Origin of the sequence: Roseateles aquatilis, from assembly GCF_002205645.1 — a bacterium.
Classification (GTDB): Bacteria; Pseudomonadota; Gammaproteobacteria; order Burkholderiales; family Burkholderiaceae_C; genus Roseateles; species Roseateles aquatilis.
Window position 1 is genome coordinate 77650 of record NZ_NIOF01000002.1, and the last position, 17966, is coordinate 95615.

At 69.9% G+C, this 17966-nt stretch carries 14 protein-coding genes; 3 read left to right on the forward strand and 11 right to left on the reverse strand.

The genetic code is table 11. The features are described from left to right. Window positions 1–168: 168 nt before the first annotated feature. Together CDN99_RS05805 and CDN99_RS05810 are read right to left on the reverse strand one after the other, a co-directional pair. Window positions 169–1281, reverse strand: coding sequence for a patatin-like phospholipase family protein (locus CDN99_RS05805; protein ID WP_088383581.1), 1113 nt, complete (start codon window positions 1279–1281; stop codon window positions 169–171). Between the two features lie 211 nt (window positions 1282–1492). Beyond that, window positions 1493–2389, reverse strand: a complete 897-nt coding sequence (locus CDN99_RS05810) for an AraC family transcriptional regulator (protein ID WP_088383583.1) — start codon at window positions 2387–2389, stop codon at window positions 1493–1495. 109 nt (window positions 2390–2498) lie between these two features. Between CDN99_RS05810 and CDN99_RS05815 the strand changes: the two genes are divergently transcribed. Then, window positions 2499–3275: an SDR family oxidoreductase gene (locus CDN99_RS05815; protein WP_088383585.1), complete on the forward strand. Its 777-nt coding sequence runs from the start codon at window positions 2499–2501 to the stop codon at window positions 3273–3275. 39 nt (window positions 3276–3314) lie between these two features. Here the strand turns inward: CDN99_RS05815 and CDN99_RS05820 are convergent, their stop codons facing one another. From CDN99_RS05820 to katG, 4 genes are all read right to left on the reverse strand, one after another. Beyond that, entirely contained in the window at window positions 3315–3992 is a 678-nt protein-coding gene (locus CDN99_RS05820) for a class I SAM-dependent methyltransferase (RefSeq protein WP_088383587.1), read from the reverse strand. A gap of 135 nt (window positions 3993–4127) precedes the next feature. Then, window positions 4128–4586: a hypothetical protein gene (locus tag CDN99_RS05825; RefSeq protein ID WP_088383589.1), complete on the reverse strand. Its 459-nt coding sequence runs from the start codon at window positions 4584–4586 to the stop codon at window positions 4128–4130. After that, complete coding sequence (locus CDN99_RS29505) at window positions 4583–4705, reverse strand: hypothetical protein (RefSeq protein ID WP_259374711.1); 123 nt, start codon at window positions 4703–4705, stop codon at window positions 4583–4585. Before CDN99_RS29505 ends, CDN99_RS05825 begins: the two co-directional genes overlap by 4 nt. Before the next feature lie 111 nt (window positions 4706–4816). Continuing rightward, window positions 4817–7003, reverse strand: a complete 2187-nt coding sequence (gene katG, locus CDN99_RS05830; RefSeq protein WP_088383591.1) for a catalase/peroxidase HPI — start codon at window positions 7001–7003, stop codon at window positions 4817–4819. 474 nt (window positions 7004–7477) lie between these two features. Here katG and CDN99_RS05835 point away from each other — a divergent pair, with 474 nt between their 5' ends. After that, window positions 7478–8350 carry an ABC transporter ATP-binding protein gene (locus CDN99_RS05835; protein ID WP_375134419.1) on the forward strand — a complete coding sequence of 291 codons (873 nt, stop codon included), beginning with the start codon at window positions 7478–7480 and terminating at the stop codon, window positions 8348–8350. Further along, the gene (locus CDN99_RS05840) at window positions 8347–9969 is read left to right on the forward strand and encodes a hypothetical protein (RefSeq protein WP_141100658.1); all 1623 of its coding nucleotides are present in this window, start codon (window positions 8347–8349) and stop codon (window positions 9967–9969) included. Before CDN99_RS05835 ends, CDN99_RS05840 begins: the two co-directional genes overlap by 4 nt. Here CDN99_RS05840 and CDN99_RS05845 read toward each other — a convergent pair. From CDN99_RS05845 to CDN99_RS05865, 5 genes are all read right to left on the reverse strand, one after another. Next, window positions 9940–10875, reverse strand: a complete 936-nt coding sequence (locus CDN99_RS05845; protein ID WP_238139395.1) for an alpha/beta hydrolase — start codon at window positions 10873–10875, stop codon at window positions 9940–9942. The two genes, CDN99_RS05840 and CDN99_RS05845, sit on opposite strands and share 30 nt — an antisense overlap. Before the next feature lie 81 nt (window positions 10876–10956). Beyond that, a complete protein-coding gene (locus tag CDN99_RS05850; protein ID WP_088383594.1) occupies window positions 10957–11751 on the reverse strand; it encodes a nucleotidyltransferase domain-containing protein in 795 nt (264 codons plus the stop codon). A gap of 89 nt (window positions 11752–11840) precedes the next feature. Continuing rightward, entirely contained in the window at window positions 11841–15020 is a 3180-nt protein-coding gene (locus CDN99_RS05855) for an efflux RND transporter permease subunit (protein ID WP_088383596.1), read from the reverse strand. Next, window positions 15017–16678, reverse strand: a complete 1662-nt coding sequence (locus tag CDN99_RS05860; protein ID WP_088383598.1) for an efflux RND transporter periplasmic adaptor subunit — start codon at window positions 16676–16678, stop codon at window positions 15017–15019. The genes CDN99_RS05855 and CDN99_RS05860 overlap by 4 nt, the downstream gene beginning before the upstream one ends. Then, window positions 16675–17919 carry a TolC family protein gene (locus CDN99_RS05865; protein ID WP_088383600.1) on the reverse strand — a complete coding sequence of 415 codons (1245 nt, stop codon included), beginning with the start codon at window positions 17917–17919 and terminating at the stop codon, window positions 16675–16677. The genes CDN99_RS05860 and CDN99_RS05865 overlap by 4 nt, the downstream gene beginning before the upstream one ends. Window positions 17920–17966: the final 47 nt, after the last annotated feature.

Below are 17966 nucleotides of genomic sequence, written 5' to 3' on the forward strand. Positions count from 1 at the left end.
ATGACGACCCTCTGGTCAGGGCTTGGAGCGAGAAGGCGATTCGACTGCTGGATGCCGCTGCTCGACGGGGCGATGTCGAAGCGATCGGGGCGTTGTCGGGTGTCTATTCGAGTGACTATGTGACCGAACGGGACATGACCAAGAGCGTCATGTATGACGTGGTGATCTTCAAGTTGCTGAGGCAGAAGGGCGGCAACGGTTTGGTGGGCTATCAGCGTCTGATGGACAGATATCGGCGCGAGATGTCCCCTGAAAAGTGGCAGGCGGTGGAGGAGAGCGCCGAGGCGTTCTTTCAGAGTTGCTGCGCGAAACCAAGGAACTAGCGGACTCCTCGCGCGCAGCGGGAGACGGCGCCTTCATCCGCGACTTGATGCCCGACAGCGCGGCCAGCGCGGCGCGATATCCCGTCCAGATCGCCTTCTCCTGTTCGTCCTGCGCGGACAGGCTAGAGACGTGGATTTTTGGCGCGATCAGGACATCCGCCTCGGCCATTTCCGGCGCGGCGATGAGGCAGCTCTGGGTCCGCATCACTCGCAGCAGCACGGAGGCCGCCCCCATCCCGTCGCCGCCGGAATCGGCGCAATAGACGTCCACGGCGATCACGACATCGGCGCCCATGGCTCGCGCGAAACGCACCGGGACCAGGCTGGTGATGCCGCCATCGACGAAGTGGCCGCCCGGGTAGGCGACGGGCACGTTCACACCTGGCACCGCGGCCGATGCCTGCACCGCCACGCCGGGCGATCCGTTGTCGAGCAGAACCGCTTGTCCACTTCGAAGATCGGTGGCGACCGCGCCGAATCGACGTGGAAAGGCCTCGATGCGTTTGCCCGACGTGACCGTGTCTATCCACCGCGCAATGTTGTCCCCGCGCATGAGGCCACTGGCGCTGACCGTCAGGTCGATGAGCGACGACAGCTTCACGTTGCGCGCGATGGTTTCGATTTCATTGGGAGACAGGCCGCTCGCATAGGCCGCGCCGACGACCGCTCCGGCAGAGGTGCCGACCACGATGTCGGGCTGAATGCCGGACTCCTCCAAGGCTCGAATCACCCCCAGGTGCGCGAAACCTCGCAGCCCGCCGCCGCCGAGGACGAGCGCAATGGTCGGTGCATCCTGTCCGGGCTTGTGCGGTCGGGCCGAGCGCTCGACATCGGGGAGGAAACGCGGGGTGATCTCGATGGGGCGGGGCGCGGCGCGCGTCGCGCAACCGGAGATCCATGTGACCGCGAACAGAATGAGCGCGGCGCTCGCCAGATGCAGAGGCTTCAAGGGCTTCATGGCGGGCCCTCTCAAACGGAAGTGAACGGGACGTCAGGCCCGGCCACTCGCGTGGAGCAGCCTGTGAGGAATGCGGTCGTCATGGTCGTGGTCTCGTCGAGTTGCGATGGCTTGAACGATAGTCATCGACGACTGGACGATCCATGGCCTGGAGTCCGACCTTCTTGTTCAGGAGTCCGGCACCGCGGGCCGCCGCGGCCTCCAGCCGTCCTCAGGCAGGCCGCGCGTAGCGACTCGGCGACTCGCCCACATGCCGGCTGAACGCGACGCTGAACGAGCTGGAGGATCCATAACCAACACGCTCAGCCACCTCGGTGACGGACAAGCCTGCCCGACGCAGCAGATCCTTCGCGAGTTCCATGCGCCAGGTCAGGAGGTATTCCATCGGCGCGACGCCGACCTTGCGCGTGAAGCGCTCGAAGAAGGCGGATCGGGAGAGCGCCGCCGCCTCGGCCAGTTCCTCGACGGTCCATGCGTGGTCGACACGGGCATGAATCTTCTTGAGCGCGGGCGCCAGTCGTTCATCCCCCAGTCCGCGCAGGAGACCGGACGGCGCGCTGCCGGTCGTCGTCGATCGCATCGCCTCGATCAGCAACATGCCGACCAGTCGAGACAGCATGTAGTCGCTGCCCGGTTGCTGTCCGGCGTACTCCTCTCCCACCATGTTCACGAGTTGCGCCAGGCGCGCCGACCCTTGCACATGCACGACGCCAGGCAGCAAGGACACGAGCAGCCGCGGATCCGCGCAATCGAACAGGAATGCGCCGCCCAATGAGCGCATTTCGGGCGCCCCCTTCTGGTCTCCGTAACGCCGTTCGATGTTTCCGCCGGGCATGGCGTTGGGGTCGAAATGGACCGGTGGGGCGGGGACGAAACTTGAGATCGTGAAGGCGGGCGTCGCCGGAAGCAGGACGAAGTCTCCCGCGCTGATGGTGATCGGCTCGTGGCCATCGACGGCCAGCAGGCAACTGCCCTCCAACATGATGCAGAAGCTGGGCTGGCCGTACTCGGAGTACCGCACGGCCCAGTGCCCGCGTCCCGTGATCGGATTGGCGAAGACGGCACTGGGCTGCAGCAGTCTGACAACCTCGGTGAGGGGATCGTTCATGAGTGATCTGGACTTTCGCTAAAGAACGCCGGACGAATCAATATAGATCATCCTGCTGCTGCCCTCTATCGTTGCATCCGAGTCAACCACCCACCTTGGATGTATGCAGATGAAAACAGTCTTGATCACCGGATGTTCCTCGGGTTTCGGCCTGGAGGCCGCCAGGCATTTCCACGCACGCGGTTGGCGAGTGATCGCGACCATGCGTTCACCGCGTCCCGAATTGCTCCCGCTGTCCGACACGATGCACGTGGCGACGCTGGACGTGACGAAGCCGGAGAGCATTGCCCGATTGCTTGAAAGCTGCGGCCCGATCGACGTGCTCGTGAACAACGCGGGCATCGGCCTCTTCGGCGCGGCGGAAGCCACCCCGATGGCGACGGTGCGGGAGGTCTTCGAAACCAACACCTTCGGCGTGATCGCGATGTGCCAGGCCGTCATTCCGCGGTTTCGCGAGCGGCAAGGCGGCACGATCATCAATGTGACGTCCAGTGCCACGCTGGCGGCGATGCCGCTGGTGGCCGCCTACACCGCCAGCAAGACAGCGATCGAAGGCTACACGGCTTCACTCGAAGGCGAGCTCGGGGAATTCGGCGTGCGAGTGAAGCTGGTGCAGCCTGGGTATGGACCGACGACCAGTTTCACAACCAACGGCCAGGAGCGCATGCAAGGGTCGATTCCCGAAACGTATGCGGCGTTCGCGCATCGCGTCTTTGCCACGTTCGCGCAGAACAAGGCCGTGACGAAGGAAGTGGATGTCGCGGAGGCGATCTGGCGGGCCGCGAATGACGCGTCGGATCAGTTGCGGTTCCCGGCCGGAGAGGATGCGGTCGCTCTGGCGAAGCGCCATGAAGGCGAGCCGCGCGCGAAGCCGGTGATGTTGTGAGATGCGCGCGGGCGGGAGCCGGTCGATTTGCCGCCGCGCTCACGCCCGCCGCGCCACCCATCCCTTGAACGTGAACGCGGCGTAGAAGAGCTCGACGCCGGAGAACCCCGCCGCTTCCAGCAGGGCCCTGTCCTGCTCGGGCGAGAGCACCGGCAGGCGCTCCTTGATCGCCGGGACACTGCCGAGCGCCTGCTCGGCGGGAACGCCGGCGTGGATCGCGTACATCGCATTGCGACGGAGCCATTGCTCCTTGCTGGCATCGTCCACGGGCATGCTGTGATGCGCGACGACGAACGGCGCACCCGGCTTGAGGCGCCGAGCCAGCGCCTTCAAGGTGGCGAGTCGTTCCTCCGCCGCCAGGAAGTGCAGCGTCAACAGGCAGGCGGCGCCGTCGAACGGGCCCTCGGGCGCGCTGTCGATGTAGCCCCGATGGAGCCGGACGCGCGACGCGAGATCGCCGAGCGTCGCTCGGGCCAGTTGGAGCATGTCTGCGGAGGGATCGACGCCGTCGAAGGTCCAGGCCTGATGCGCCTCGGCGAATGCCTTCAGCTCCAGTCCGCCGCCGGCGCCGAGCACGAGGATCCGCGCATCTGCCGGGGCGCGCTCCGCGAGCAGGAGGCCCGCCATGGCGTGGAGGTCGAGAAGCCCGGGAACGATCTTCGCGGTGCGTTCGGCATAGGAGGCGACGGCGAGCGGGTCGGAGAAGGCGTCGTTCATCGGCGGGACGCGTCGCGCGGTTCTGGAGGGCTCGAATGACGGGCTCGATCAATCATGGAACTTATGTTGTTGCATGAGATATCGAAAGTCAAGCGATCGACCGGATCCGGCCCGAAGGGGCCGCCCGGCCCCGGCTCATCTCAACGCCTGCGCCCTCGCCGAATGCACCCTCGCTCGGCTTTCCAGCCAGGTATGGCGATGGCTGCCTTCCGGCGGCTCCAGGACCTCAAGCAGCCGTTGATACAAGGCGCTGAGCCGCTCGAAGTCGCTGTGCAGGTCGTCTCCCGGCAATAGCTGCTGGGCGCGGACCAGGACGTCGAGCGCCAGTGGCGCGCAACAGCTCTTGGCCGCCAACTGGCTGGACTTCACGAACTCGCTGGCCAGGCCGGCCAGCAACACGTCCGTGCGTCGCACGCCGATGCTCCGCAAGCGCCGGAGCGCCTTGGGATCGGCGCATTCGTCGGCGACATGCCTGAGCTGCGCGAGCAGCAAGGTCCAGAGCTCCCGCACCACCTCGCATGCCGCTTCCGACTGCGCCGGCGAATCCGGGGCCGCATGCCAACGCCCGGCCGCCTGGCTGAGCGGGGCGGTCATGCCCCGCGCGTGACGACGGCGTGGAGGCCGTGAGCCAGTGCCGCTTCTCGGGGCCAGGGGCTTTCGCTCAACGCGATGACCAGCCACGTCGTCGCGTGTCGTTCGATCCAATCGAGCATGGTTGTCTCCTGCAGCTCTTATTTTTTGCAGGCGTGGCCCTTCGCGGAGCCACGCCCGGCAGCGTCGCTTCCCGGCCCGTGGGCCAGGAAGCTCCGTTGCCGACCTCGACCTCAGGCGAGGTCGAAGCGATCGAGGTCCATCACGTGGGTCCATGCGGCGACGAAGTCGTCGACGAACTTGCCGCCGGCGTCGCTGCTGCCATGGACTTCGGCCAGCGCGCGCAGGACCGAGTTCGATCCGAACACCAGGTCCACCCGCGTGGCGGTCCAGCGCAGGGCGCCGCTCTGCCGATCGCGACCCTCGAAGAGGTCGGCGTCCTGCGCGCTCGCCTTCCACTGCGTGCCCATGTCCAGCAGGTTGACGAAGAAGTCGTTGCTCAGGACTCCGGGTCGATGCGTGAAGACACCGTGCGGCGACTGGCCCGCGTTGGCGCCGAGGACGCGGAGGCCGCCGAGCAGCACCGTCATCTCGGGCGCGGTCAGGTTCAGCAACTGGGCCTTGTCGACCAGCAGTTCCTCCGCGGAGACGGTGAACCTGGCCTTCTGGTAGTTGCGGAAGCCGTCGGCGACCGGCTCCAGCACCTCGAACGATTCGACGTCCGTCTGCGCCTGCGACGCATCCGTCCGCCCCGGCGTGAAGGGCACCTTCACGTCATGGCCGCCGGCCTTCGCGGCCTGCTCGACGCCCACGCCGCCCGCCAGCACGATCAGGTCGGCCAGCGAGACCTGCTTGCCGCCGGCCTGCGCCGCGTTGAAGTCGCGCTGAATGCCTTCCAGCACGTCCAGCACACGCGCCAGTCGGCTCGGCTGATTGACGGCCCAGTCCTTCTGCGGAGACAGCCGGACCCGCGCGCCGTTGGCGCCGCCGCGCTTGTCGGAGCCGCGGAACGTCGAGGCCGAGGCCCACGCGGTCGAGACCAGTTCCGACACGGTGAGACCCGAGGCGAGGACCTTCGCCTTGAGCGTCGCGATGTCGGTCGCGTCGATCAACGGGTGATCCACGGCCGGGATGGGGTCCTGCCAGATCAGGTCCTGCGCGGGCACCTCGGGGCCGAGGTAGCGCGCGCGGGGACCCATGTCGCGGTGGGTGAGCTTGAACCAGGCGCGGGCGAAGGCGTCCGCGAACTGATCGGGATGGGCCAGGAAGCGGCGCGAGATCTTCTCGTAGGCCGGGTCGACGCGCAGCGACAGGTCGGTCGTGAGCATCGTCGGCGCGCGGCGCCGGGACGGGTCGTGCGCGTCGGGGATCGTGCCGGCGCCGGCGCCGTCCTTGGCGATCCATTGATGGGCGCCGGCGGGGCTCTTGGTCAGCTCCCACTCGTAGCCGAAGAGGTTCTCGAGGAAGTTGAGGCTCCACTTCGTCGGCGTCGTGGTCCAGGTGACTTCCAGGCCGCTGGTGATCGCGTCGCCGCCGTGACCCTTGCCGAAGCCGCTCGACCAGCCCAGGCCCTGCGCGGTGATGTCCGCGCCTTCCGGCTCCACGCCGACATGGGCGGCGTCACCCGCGCCGTGCGTTTTGCCGAAGGTGTGGCCGCCGGCGATCAGCGCGACGGTCTCCTCGTCGTCCATCGCCATGCGGGCGAAGGTCTCGCGGATGTCGCGGGCCGCGGCGAGGGGGTCGGGATTGCCGTTCGGGCCCTCGGGGTTCACGTAGATCAAGCCCATCTGGACGGCCGCGAGCGGTTTGGCCAGGTCGCGGTCGCCGCTGTAGCGGCGGTCGTCCAGCCAGGTGCTCTCGGCGCCCCAGTTGATGTGGTCCTCGGGCTCCCAGACGTCGGCGCGGCCGCCGGCGAAGCCGAAGGTCTTGAAGCCCATCGACTCCAGCGCGACGTTGCCCGTGAGGATCATCAGGTCGGCCCACGAGATCTTCTTGCCGTACTTCTGCTTGATGGGCCACAACAGGCGGCGGGCCTTGTCCAGGTTGCCGTTGTCGGGCCAGCTGTTCAGCGGCGCGAAGCGCTGCTGTCCGCCGCCGGCGCCGCCGCGGCCGTCGGCGGTGCGGTAGGTGCCGGCGCTGTGCCAGGCCATGCGGATGAACAGCGGGCCGTAGTGCCCGAAGTCCGCCGGCCACCAGGGCTGCGAGTCCGTCATCAGCGCGTGCAGGTCCTGCTTCAGGGCGGGCAGGTCCAGGCTGTTGAACTCCCTGGCGTAGTCGAAGCCTTCGCCCATGGGGTCCGACTTGACGGCGAGCTGCCGCAACACGCCGAGGTTGAGCTGGTTGGGCCACCAGTCACGATTCGTCCGCGCCACCGGCGCGCCGCCCCGGCCAGTCACGGGGCATTTGCCTTCATCACTCATCACATCTCCTTGATGCTGTAGAAATCCGCGGCGACGGGACGATGCGCGTGCCCGCCGCGCGGGTGCTTAAACCACGTGTCGAACGAGGTCCACGACCCCGACCGCGGTACCGGCGACAAAGATCGACACGCCGATGACCTGCCTCGCGAGGTGAACGTGGCCCTTGAGGACCTGCCCGGCCGTTTGAATTCGCGTCATCGTGGTTGCCTTTCTGTCTTCCGTGGTTGGGGGTCAGTATTTGCTATCGAGGTTCGCGTATCCATTTGCAATTCCTAATGACGTGCATAGTGGAAAACTTGGCGATGTCGCTCCGACCGCCAAGGCGCCGTGCGGGCGTCAGTAGGGCAGGCAGGGGGGCCGCGCAACACCTGTCCCCCTGAAACGCAGCCTGACCCACGCCCGCGGCGGCCTGTCGATCCCCGCTTCGTGCCATCCCGGTGCCTGCCTACGCTGCGCGGCATTCACAACCGGGAGGTGGCCTTGCTGCAGATTCAGGACGTCGTCAAAACCTTTGGACGCCAGACCGCGGTGGACGGCGTCTCGCTGGACCTCGAACCCGGCGTGGTCGGATTGATCGGCCACAACGGCGCGGGCAAGAGCACCTTGCTGCAGATGCTCGCCACGCTGACGGTGCCCACGCGCGGGCGCATCCTGCTGGACGGGCAGGACATCGTCGCGAAGCCCGAGGCGATGCGTCGGCGGCTCGGTTACCTGCCGCAGGACTTCGGCGTCTATCCGCACCTGACGGCGCGTGAGTTCCTGCAGTACTTCGCCGCCTTGAAGGGCGTCGGGGACAAGCGCCGCGTGCGCCAACTGCTGGAGCTGGTCAACCTGCACGAGCACGCGGACCGCGCGGCCGCCGGCTTCTCGGGCGGCATGCGGCAGCGGCTGGGCATCGCGCAGGCGTTGTTGAACGACCCCGACGTGCTGATCGTCGACGAGCCCACCGCCGGGCTCGACCCGGAAGAGCGCCTGCGCTTTCGCCGCCTGCTGGGCGACCTCGGGGCGAAGCGGCTGGTGATCGTGTCGACGCACATCGTGTCGGACGTGGAGAACATGGCCTCGCGCCTGGCCATCCTGCGCCAGGGCCGGCTGGTGGCGTTCGAGACCCCCGAGGCCATGCTGGCGCGTGCCGCGGGTCAGGTGTGGACCTCGCTGCTGTCGCCCGAGGCGTACGAGGCGCTGCGCGGGCAGGTGCGGGTGCTCCAGGCCCAGCCGCAGGGCGGGCAGATGCAGGTGCGCATCGCGCATGCCTCGCGCCCTTGCGCGGACGCGCAACCCGCGCAGCCGACGCTGGAGGAAGCCCTGATGGCGCAGCGCTACGCCGATGCACAGGTGGCCGCATGAACGCAGCCTTGTGGAAGGCCGCCGTGCTGAACGAATGGCGGCTGCGCAGCCGCCGGGTCAGCACGCTCGTGATCCTGCTGACCGTCGTCGCGGTGAGCTGGCTGATGGTGCTGGATCCGAGGACGGGTCGCGCCACGATGGTCACCGGCGGGCAACGCATCGCCTACGACAGTCAGGCGCTGGCCTTCGCCACCGGCGTGATGGCCTGCATGCTCTTCGGGCTGGCGGGTTTCTATCTCGCGCGAGGCCGCAGCCAGGAGGACCTCCGCTGCGGCACCGCGGCCGTGCTGGCCGCCACGCCGGTGACCAACGTCCAACTGCTGGGCGCGCGGTGGCTGGGCGCGTTCGGGTTCCTGATGTCGCTGGGGACCGCGCTGATGCTGACGCTGTGGGTGCTGCAACTGGTGCGCGGCGAGGGGCCGTTGCGGCCCGTGCCTTACCTCCAGATGCTGCTGCTGGGCCTGGCGCCGGGCATGATGATGTGCGCGAGCCTTGCCGTGCTTGCCGACGCGTGGGCGCCGCTGATGCGCAAGCGCGGGGATGCGCTGTACTGGGTGTTCTGGATCGCGCAGCTCGGTTTCATGCCGGCGATGCTGAGCGGCGGCGCGTCGGGGTTGAGCGGCTGGCAGGTGCTGGACGTGCAGGGGCTGTCCGTGTGGGTGGTGGCCTTGAGCCGGCTGATGGACGTCGGCAGCGTCAGCATCGGCGGCGCGCCGTTCCGGGCCGGGCTGCCGGTGCTGCACATGCCCGAGGGGCTCTGGAGCCGGGAACTCGTCGCGCTGCGCGTCGGCGCGATGGGCGTGGCGTTGCTGCCGCTGCTGCCCGCGGTGTTGCTCTTCCATCGCTACGCGCCCGATCGGGTCAAGGGGGCCGGCGCCGGCCGCGGCCGCGCGGTCGCCGTCTTGCAATGGCTGTCGCGGCCCGTCCTGGCGCCGATGCGGTGGCTGTTCGGGCAGTTGCTGGGACTGAGCGCCCGGGTGCCGGGTCTTGCCGGCCGGCTGCTGGCGGACGTGAGCCTGGTGCTGCTCAGCCAGCCGGTGCTGGCGCTGGTGATGACGGCCTGCGTGGCAGCGTCGGTCGCCGTGCCCACGAGCGCGTTGCCGCGGGTGATGGCGCTCGCGCTGGGCGCCTGGGGCATCGCCGTGGCGGACGTGAGCTCGCGCGACTGGCAGAGCGGCACGCTGGGCATGGCCAGCGCCACGGCGGGCGGCGCGCCGGAGCGCGGCTGGCGACAGGCCGTCGCCGCGTTCGGGCTCGGCGTGATCGTCGGCGCGCCGGCGTTGCTGCGCTTGTCGGTGGAGGCCCCGCTGCGCGCGGCGGCCTGCCTGGCGGGGCTGCTGTTCTTCAGCGCCGGCGCCGCGTTGCTGGGCCGATTGACGCGGGGGGCACGGACGTTCCTGGCGCTGTACCTGTTCAGCCTCTATCTGGGGCTGCAGCGCACCGGGATCGCGGCGCTCGACATGCTGGGCGTGAGCGGCGCCGCGACCGCCGGCAGCGTGGCGGCCTACGCGGCGGCCGGCGGCCTGGGCGTGCTGGCGCTGGCGGCGATGCCGCGCATGGCGCGCGGCATCAGTGGCATCAGCGACGTCTCACGCCTGATAGGGACCACGCCCCGGTAGCGCCCACAGCAGGCCCAGCGTCGCGCCGGCTGGCGCGACGGTCAGGTGGTCCTCGCCAGCGAGCACGTGGCTCTCGATGCGCAGCGACCGATAGCGGCGCTTGCGCAGCGTGGCCTCGAAGCGTCGCACATCGGCGACCATGTCGGTCTCGGTGTTGTAGCGAGGTCCCTTGGCGACGGCCTCGTAGGCACCGATGTACTGGAAGACGTTGGCGGCCAGGTCCGTGTGGCGCTGCGCGTACGCGGCCTCCCGATCGAACATCACGCGGCCGTCGAACCAGAGCGATGGACTGCCCAGGATGTAATGGCTGAAGAGGTCGGGACGGGTGAACAGCGCCTGAGTCCCGAGCAGCGCGCCGAAGGAATGCCCGAGCAGCACGCGACGGGCCGGATCGATGCGATACCGCGCCGAGACCGCCGGGACCACGATGTCCGCCAGGTACTTCAGGTAGAGCGCGCCGTCCCCGTAGCGCGGCGCCCCATAGCGGTTGGCTGGCCGATGGGGACGCGTCAGCGGGTTCGTCGGCGTGTAGTCGCGCGATCGCATGTCCGTCGCGGATTCATCCGCTGGACCGGCCAGTCCGACGAGGATGAAGTCCGCGAGGTTGCGGCCCTGCTGTCCCACGCGGTTGCGCAGCGCGCGCACCATCGGAAAGGCGTAGGGCGCGTCGGTGACGAAGACGGCGGGCCGCGGGCCATCGGCGGGGGAGGCGGTGGTCGCGCTGACGGGCAGGTCGACCCAGACCTCGTACTTTCGACCGCTCACCGGGTCGGGCAGCGGGTGGACGAAGGTGTTGGGGAGGGCGTAAGGCCCGGCCGCATCGGGCAGCGCGGGCGCCGCCATGGAGGACGTGGGGGTCAGCAGCGGCGCCAGTGCCGCCGCGAGAAACTGCCGGCGCTGGGGCATGGTCGCGGAGTGGAGTTCAAGGGATCCGGCGAGTGTCTGTCCGGGCCGCCGCGGCGCGGGGTGGCATGTGCGTTACGGTGGTTACGGCGCCAGCCCTTGCAAGTACGTCACCGCCGCGTCCTCCGCGGCCCGGCGGCGGAGGACCGAGTCCTCGCGCAGCACGCGATACAGCTGCACGCAGGCCATCGTGGCGGCATGGCAGCTGGCGAGCTCATGCATGGCGACGGTGGGCCGCATCGCGGCGGCGATGTCGGGAGATCGCTGTTCCAGCCGCCGCAAGCCGATCGCGTGACGGCCCTCGCGGGCCCTGGCCATCGGCGCGAGGACGGTGGTGCGAAGGAACGACAGGAAATCGAGGGCCTCGAACAGCTCACCGCGGGCGATCTTCGTCGCCCCGTAATGAACCCACACCCAGAACCGGTCCTCGATCCATTGCGGGTTCGGCGCGCTCACGCGGGCGCCGGCGACGGCCCGCAGGGCGGGCGCGAAACGGCCGTCGCGCGCCCACAGCGGCTCGGCGGCGCCGACCACCGCGCCGATGCCGTCGACGGCGACGAACTTCAGGTCCACGTGCAGCAAGGGCGCGTCGAACAGGCAGATCAGCAAGCGCGGCTCGCCCACATGCTCGCCGGTGAAGGCGCTCAGCATCGGGCCGAGCGTGGACGCGATCGCCATCCGCGCTTCGAGGATCTCTTCGAAGGCGGCCGGCTCCACCGCGATCAACAGGTCCAGGTCGCTGAACTCGTCGAGCGTGCCGTCCGCCCACGACCCCGTCGCGGCGATGCCCACGATGCGCGGATCGGCGGACAGGCGCGCGATGGCGGAGGCGGCGAACCGGCGCTGCGCGTCACCGGGGACAGGGCGTGTTTCGTTCATGGCGTCGATGGTAGCCAGCGCCTCGGCCCGGGGTCGAAGGTCACCGGGCGTCGCGGCGCCGCCAGATGCGGGCGGGCGCGAGGCGGCTGTCATGGCGCGGCATCGAGCGGCGGTGAGTGCGCGGCCATCGCGCGGGCGCTGCCCGTGGGCTGCAGGCGCCGACGATGGATCAGGTACCAGGCCGCGGGGATCACCAGCATGCTCAGCAGCGGCGCGGTGACCATGCCGCCGACCATCGGCGCGGCGATGCGCGTCATGACCTCCGACCCGGTGCCGCGCCCCAGCAGGATGGGCAGCAGCCCCGCCATCACGACGGCCACGGTCATCGCCTTGGGCCTGACGCGCATCACCGCGCCTTCGCGGATCGCCGCCAGCAACGTGGCCTCGGTGTCCGGCTCGCCGGCCGCGAGGCGCTGCCGCCAGGCGTTCTGCAGGTACACCAGCATGACCACGCCGAACTCCGCCGCCACGCCGGCCAGCGCGATGAAACCCACCACCGTCGCGACGGAGATGGCGTGGCCCAGCCACCAGATCAGCCAGAAGCCGCCCACCAGCGAGAACGGCACCGCCGCCATCACGATCGCGGCGTCCCGCGTGTCCCGGAACAGCAGATAGAGCAGCACGAAGATGATCGCCAGCGTCACCGGCACGACCAGCTTCAGGCGCTGCGTGGCCCGCTCCAGGTACTCGTACTGGCCGGACCAGGCCACGGCATACCCCGCGGGCAACGCGACCTCCCGGTCGACGGCCGCCTGCATGTCGAGCACCACGGAGCGCAGGTCCCTGTCGCGCACATCGACATAGATCCATCCGGACAGCCGGGCGTTTTCGCTGCGGATCATCGGCGGCCCGTCCTGCACGGTGATGCGCGCGACGTCCCCCAGCAGCACCGTCGCGCCCCTGGCCGTCACGAAGGGCAGGGCGCGCAGGCGCTCCAGCGAGTCGCGGACCTCGCGCGGGTAACGCACATTCAGCGGAAAGCGCTCCCGGCCCTGGATCACCTCGCCGACGTTCTCTCCGCCCACGGCCGTCGAGACGACCGCCTGGACGTCGGCGACCGACAGGCCGAAGCGCGCCGCGGCGACGCGGTCCACGTCCACGTCGAGGTAGCGGCCGCCCGTCAGGCGCTCGGCGAGCGCCGAGGCGACGCCCGGCACGCCGCGCACCGTGGACTCGATGCGGGCGGCGAGCCGGTCGATCGTCGCCAGGTCGCCGCCGGACACCTTGATGCCGACGGGACTCTTGATGCCGGTGGCCAGCATGTCGATGCGGTTGCGGATCGGCGGCACCCACACGTTGGACAAGCCCGGCACCTTCACGACGCGGTCCAGCTCCTCGACGAGCCTGTCCGGCGTCATGCCGGCCCGCCACTGCTCGCGGGGCTTGAACTGGATGATGGTCTCGAACATCTCCAGCGGCGCCGGATCGGTGGCGGTGTCCGCGCGCCCGGCCTTGCCGAACACGCGCTCGACCTCGGGCACGGTCTTGATCAGGCGGTCCGTCTGCTGCAGCAGCTCGGCGGCCTTGGACGCGGAGAGGCCGGGCAGGGCGGAGGGCATGTAGAGCAGGTCGCCTTCGTCCAGCGGCGGCATGAACTCGCCGCCCAGACGATGCAGCGGGACGAGGCTCAAACCCAGGACCAGCAGCGCCAGCAGCAGGGTCGTCTTGGGAAAGCGCAGCACCGCGTCGAGCGCCGGCCGATAGACCGCAATCAGCGCGCGGTTGATCGGGTTGGCCGTCTCCTTCGGAATCCGTCCCCGGATGAACAGCCCCATCAGCACGGGGACCAGCGTCACCGACAGGCCCGCCGCCGCCGCCATCGAGTAGGTCTTCGTGAAGGCCAGCGGCGAGAACAGCCGGCCTTCCTGGGCCTCGAGCGCGAACACGGGCAGGAAGGACAAGGTGATCACCAGCAGGGAGAAGAACAGCGCGGGTCCGACCTCGGTCGCCGCCGCGGCGATCAGCGTCCATCGCTCGGCGAGCGTCGGCTCCCGGCCCTGCCGCGCCTCGAAATGCTCCAGGTGCTTGTGCGCCGCCTCGACCAGCACGACCGAGGCGTCGACCATGGCGCCCAGCGCGATCGCCACGCCGCCCAGGGACAGGATGTTGGCGCTGACGCCTTGCCAGTGCATCACGATGAAGGCCGTCAGCACGCCCACCGGCAGCGTTACCACCGCCACCAGGGCCGAGCGCAGATGAAACAGGAAGACGGCGCAGACAACCGCGACGACGATGAACTCCTCGATCAGCTTCTCGCGCAGGTGATCGACGGCGCGGTCGATCAGCCGCGAGCGGTCGTAGGTCTCGACCACCTCGACGCCCTGGGGCAGGCCCGGCTTGAGCAACGCGAGCCTGGCCTTGACGGCGTCGATCACCTGGCGCGCGTTCTTGCCCGAGCGCATCACGACCACGCCGCCGACGACCTCGCCCTGTCCGTCCAGCTCCGCGATGCCGCGTCGCATCTCCGGGCCGATCTGGACCGTCGCCACGTCGCGCAAGAGCACCGGCGTCGTGCCGCTCAACGCCAACGGGGTGTTGCGGAAGTCGTCCAGCGATTGCAGGAAGCCACGCGAGCGCACCATGTATTCCGCCTCCGCCATCTCCACCACCGAGCCGCCCGCGGACTGGTTGGCCTGCCGCAGCGCGTCGACGACCACGGCCTGCGGGATGCCGAGCGCGCGCAGGCGGTCGGCGTCCAGCACCACCTGGTACTGGCGGACCATGCCGCCGATGCTGGCCACCTCGGCAACGTCGGGCACGGTCTTGAGCTCGAACTTCAGGAACCAGTCGTTGAGGGCGCGCAGCTGGCCGATGTCGGCGGTGCCGGTCCGGTCCACCAGCGCGTACTCGTAGACCCAGCCGACCCCGGTGGCGTCAGGCCCCAGCGCGGCCGTGGCGCCCGCGGGCAATCGCCCCTGCACCTGGTTCAGCGATTCGACCACCCGCGAGCGCGCCCAGTAGGGATCGGTCCTGTCGTCGAAGAGGACGTACACGAACGAGTCGCCGAAGAAGGAGTAGCCCCGGACCGTCTTCGCACCCGGCACGCTGAGCAGGGTGGTCGTCAACGGGTAGGTGACGAGGTCCTCGACGACCTGGGGCGGCTTGCCCGGCCAGGTCGTGCGCACGATCACCTGCACGTCGCTCAGATCGGGCAGGGCATCCACCGGCGTGCGGGCGGCCGACCACAGGCCGGCGGCCACGAGGCAGGCCGTGGCGATCAGCACCAGGAAGCGGTGGGTGATGGACCAGCGAATGAGGGCGGCGATCATCGAGCGTCTCCCGTCTTGCGCGTGGAGACCAGCGCCCAGTCCGACTCGCCGCTTTGCCTGAACTCGAAGCGGATGCGGTCACCGACCTTCAAGCCGCGGCGCGCGGCCGCGTCGCCGGCGCCGAAGCTCATCGTCATGGCAGGCCATCGGAGCGCGGGGACCGGGCCGTGGGAGATGGTCACGCTGTCCGCGTCGATCTGCTCGATCGTGCCCTCGGCATGAAAGAGGCCCTGGGTGGCCGACGTTGCCGATCCCGCCGATCCTGTCGAACTGATGGATCCAGCCGATCCGCCCGATCCCATCGATCCCGTCGATCCGGTGGACGTGGACATCGGCGTCATGGCCGGAGAGGCTGGCACGGACGCCGCGGTCGGTCCGGCCGGAGTGGTCGGCGCGGTCGGCGTCATCGGCGCGGCGGAAGGCGTGGTGGCGCCGCCGCCCAGCGCGGACTTGAGCCGCGCCTCGGAGTCGATCAGAAACTGGCCGCTGACGACGACCTCGTCGCCCTCGCGCAAGCCGTCGAGCACCTCGACCCGATCCCCGAGCTCAATGCCGAGCGTGATCTCGCGCTGCGCGAAACCGCCCTCGCCACCGCGGACGACGACCACGGTGCGCGCCCCCGTGCGGATGACCGCTTCGGTGGGCAGGGTCAGGCGCACGCGCGGCGCACCGGCCACCTGCAGGCGCAGCAGCATCCCGGGGATGAGGCCACCGCCCTTGTTGTCGACCTCGAAGCGGGCTCGCACGCTGCGTGTGCCCGCGTCGACCTGGGGAAGGATCTCCGTCAGCTTGCCCGCGAACGACCGCGTGGCGTCGGCGCTCAGGACCGCCGTCACCTGCTGGCCGCGTTCGAGCCGCGGGGCCTGAGCCTCCGGCACGTCGACGGTCACCCACACCTTGTTCAGCCCGGCGAGGCGGAAGAGCGTCGCGCCGGGCGTGACCTGGACGCCTTCGCGCACGCCCAGCTCGGCCACGACGCCGTCGATCGGGGCGCGCAAGGTAAAGCGGGCCATCGCCGTGCCTGTTCGCTCACTTTGACCAACGAGCTCATCGGGAATCGACAGCGCGCGCATGCGCTCGCGTGCCGCGGTGACGAGGTCCGCCGCCGCGCCCGCGCGCCGGAGCGCCAGCCACTCGTTCTGCGGTCCCAGCCACTCCGGGGCGAAGACGGTGGCCAGAGGCTGTCCCTGCCGCACCCGCTCCATGGCGGCCCGCACGGCGAGGTGTTCGACATAACCGGCGACGCGCGTCTGGACATCCACGTTCAGGCGTTCGTTGAACTGCACCGTGCCCACGGCATCGAAGGTCGAGCCGACCTCTGCGCGTTGGACTCTGGCGGCGCGGACGCCCAGGTTCTGCAGCACCGTCGGACTGATACGCACGCCGCCGTCGCCGCCACCGGCGGCATCGCCCGCGTAGACCGGGACGAGTTGCATGTCCATGAACGGTGACTTGCCGGGCTTGTCGAAGCGCGGTCCCGGCACCATCGGATCGTGCCAATAGAGGACCTGGCGGTCTCCGGCGGACGACGCGCGCGCCGACGGCGTCGGCGCGCGTTCCCCATCGCCGCGCGCGGACGAGCGACCGATGACGAAGCCGCCGACCGCGAGCAGCGCTCCGGCGGCGATCAGGACGGACACGGTGGTGGCGCGCTTCATGGGGCGTCTCCTTGAGCCAGGGGCTTGAACGCCAGCTGAGCGCTGACGCGATCCAGCGCTCGATGCAGCGCGATCAGTTTTCTCTCGGCTTCGAGCTCGGCATGCCGTGCCTCGAAGACGCCGGACAGCGCGGCCTGGTTGGCGCGGTAGGCGGCCAGGGCGACGCCGGTCCGTTGCCGGGCTGGCTGGACGACCGAGGCCGCGTATCGATCGATGCGTTGGCGCAGGAGATCGGCGTCGCTGGCGAGGGTGTCGAAGTCCGCCATCGCGGTGCGCGTGGCTTCCGCGAGCTCCGCCTCGGACTTGTCCACGAGCGCGGCCTTGGCCGCGACCTCCCGATCCTGCCGACGGCCCGGCGCGATCTGGAGCGGGATGCTGACGCCGACCGAGACCATGTCGGCATACCCCGTCCGCTGGCCGTAGGAAACCTCCCAGGTCCAGTTGGACGTGCGCTCGCTGGTGGCGACCGTCACGCCGCGGCGGGCGATGTCGACCTCCCGTCGCAGCAAGGCCAGCATCGGATGGCGCGCCAGGTACTCGCTTGCCGCCGGGGCGGGGAACGCGGGCGCGTCCAGCAGCGTGTCCGGCGGCACGCCGACCCATCGCCGCAGGGTCAACAGGGCGGCGGCCTGGTCCTGACGGGCCTGCGCGCTGTCGTCCTCGGCCTGGCCCCGCGCGGAAGCCAGCGCCAGTGCCTCCGCGCCGGCGGGGGCGCCGGACGCGCCGGCCGTCGCCAGGCGCGCGGTGGCGATGTCCTGCTCCTCGCGCAGGTGATGCTCGGCTTGCGTCGCCAAGGCGAGCACGCGGCCGGCGTGCCAGGCATCGACGTAGGCCAGCGCGGCCTGCAGCCGGGCCTCCGCCATGGCGGAGGCGGCCTGCAGCGAGTCGCGGTCCGCGACCGCGAGGGCCGCGTGCGCGCGTGCCGCGCGTTTCTCGGCGGAGAGCCATTCCTGGCTGAAGCCGATGCGCTTCATCGTCATCGAGTCGCGGGTCGTGGCGAATCGATCCGGGCCGGTGGCTGGCAGGTTGTCGACGCCCGCGCGCAGCGTCGGATCCGGCAGTTGGCCGGCGGCGCGGGCGGACTCATGGGCGCTCGCGGCGGCGGCGAGTGCGGCGCGAGCGGCTTCGGACCGCTGCGCGGCCAGGCGCAGGGCCTGGTCGAAGGACAGGGGGCTGGCCGGCGCGATGGCCGGCAGCAGCGCGGCGGCGATCGCAGCCGCGCGCAGAACGAGGGTGGACATGAAGACTCCGTGGACGAACGAGGGAACGGCTCGCGGGCGGCAAGGCC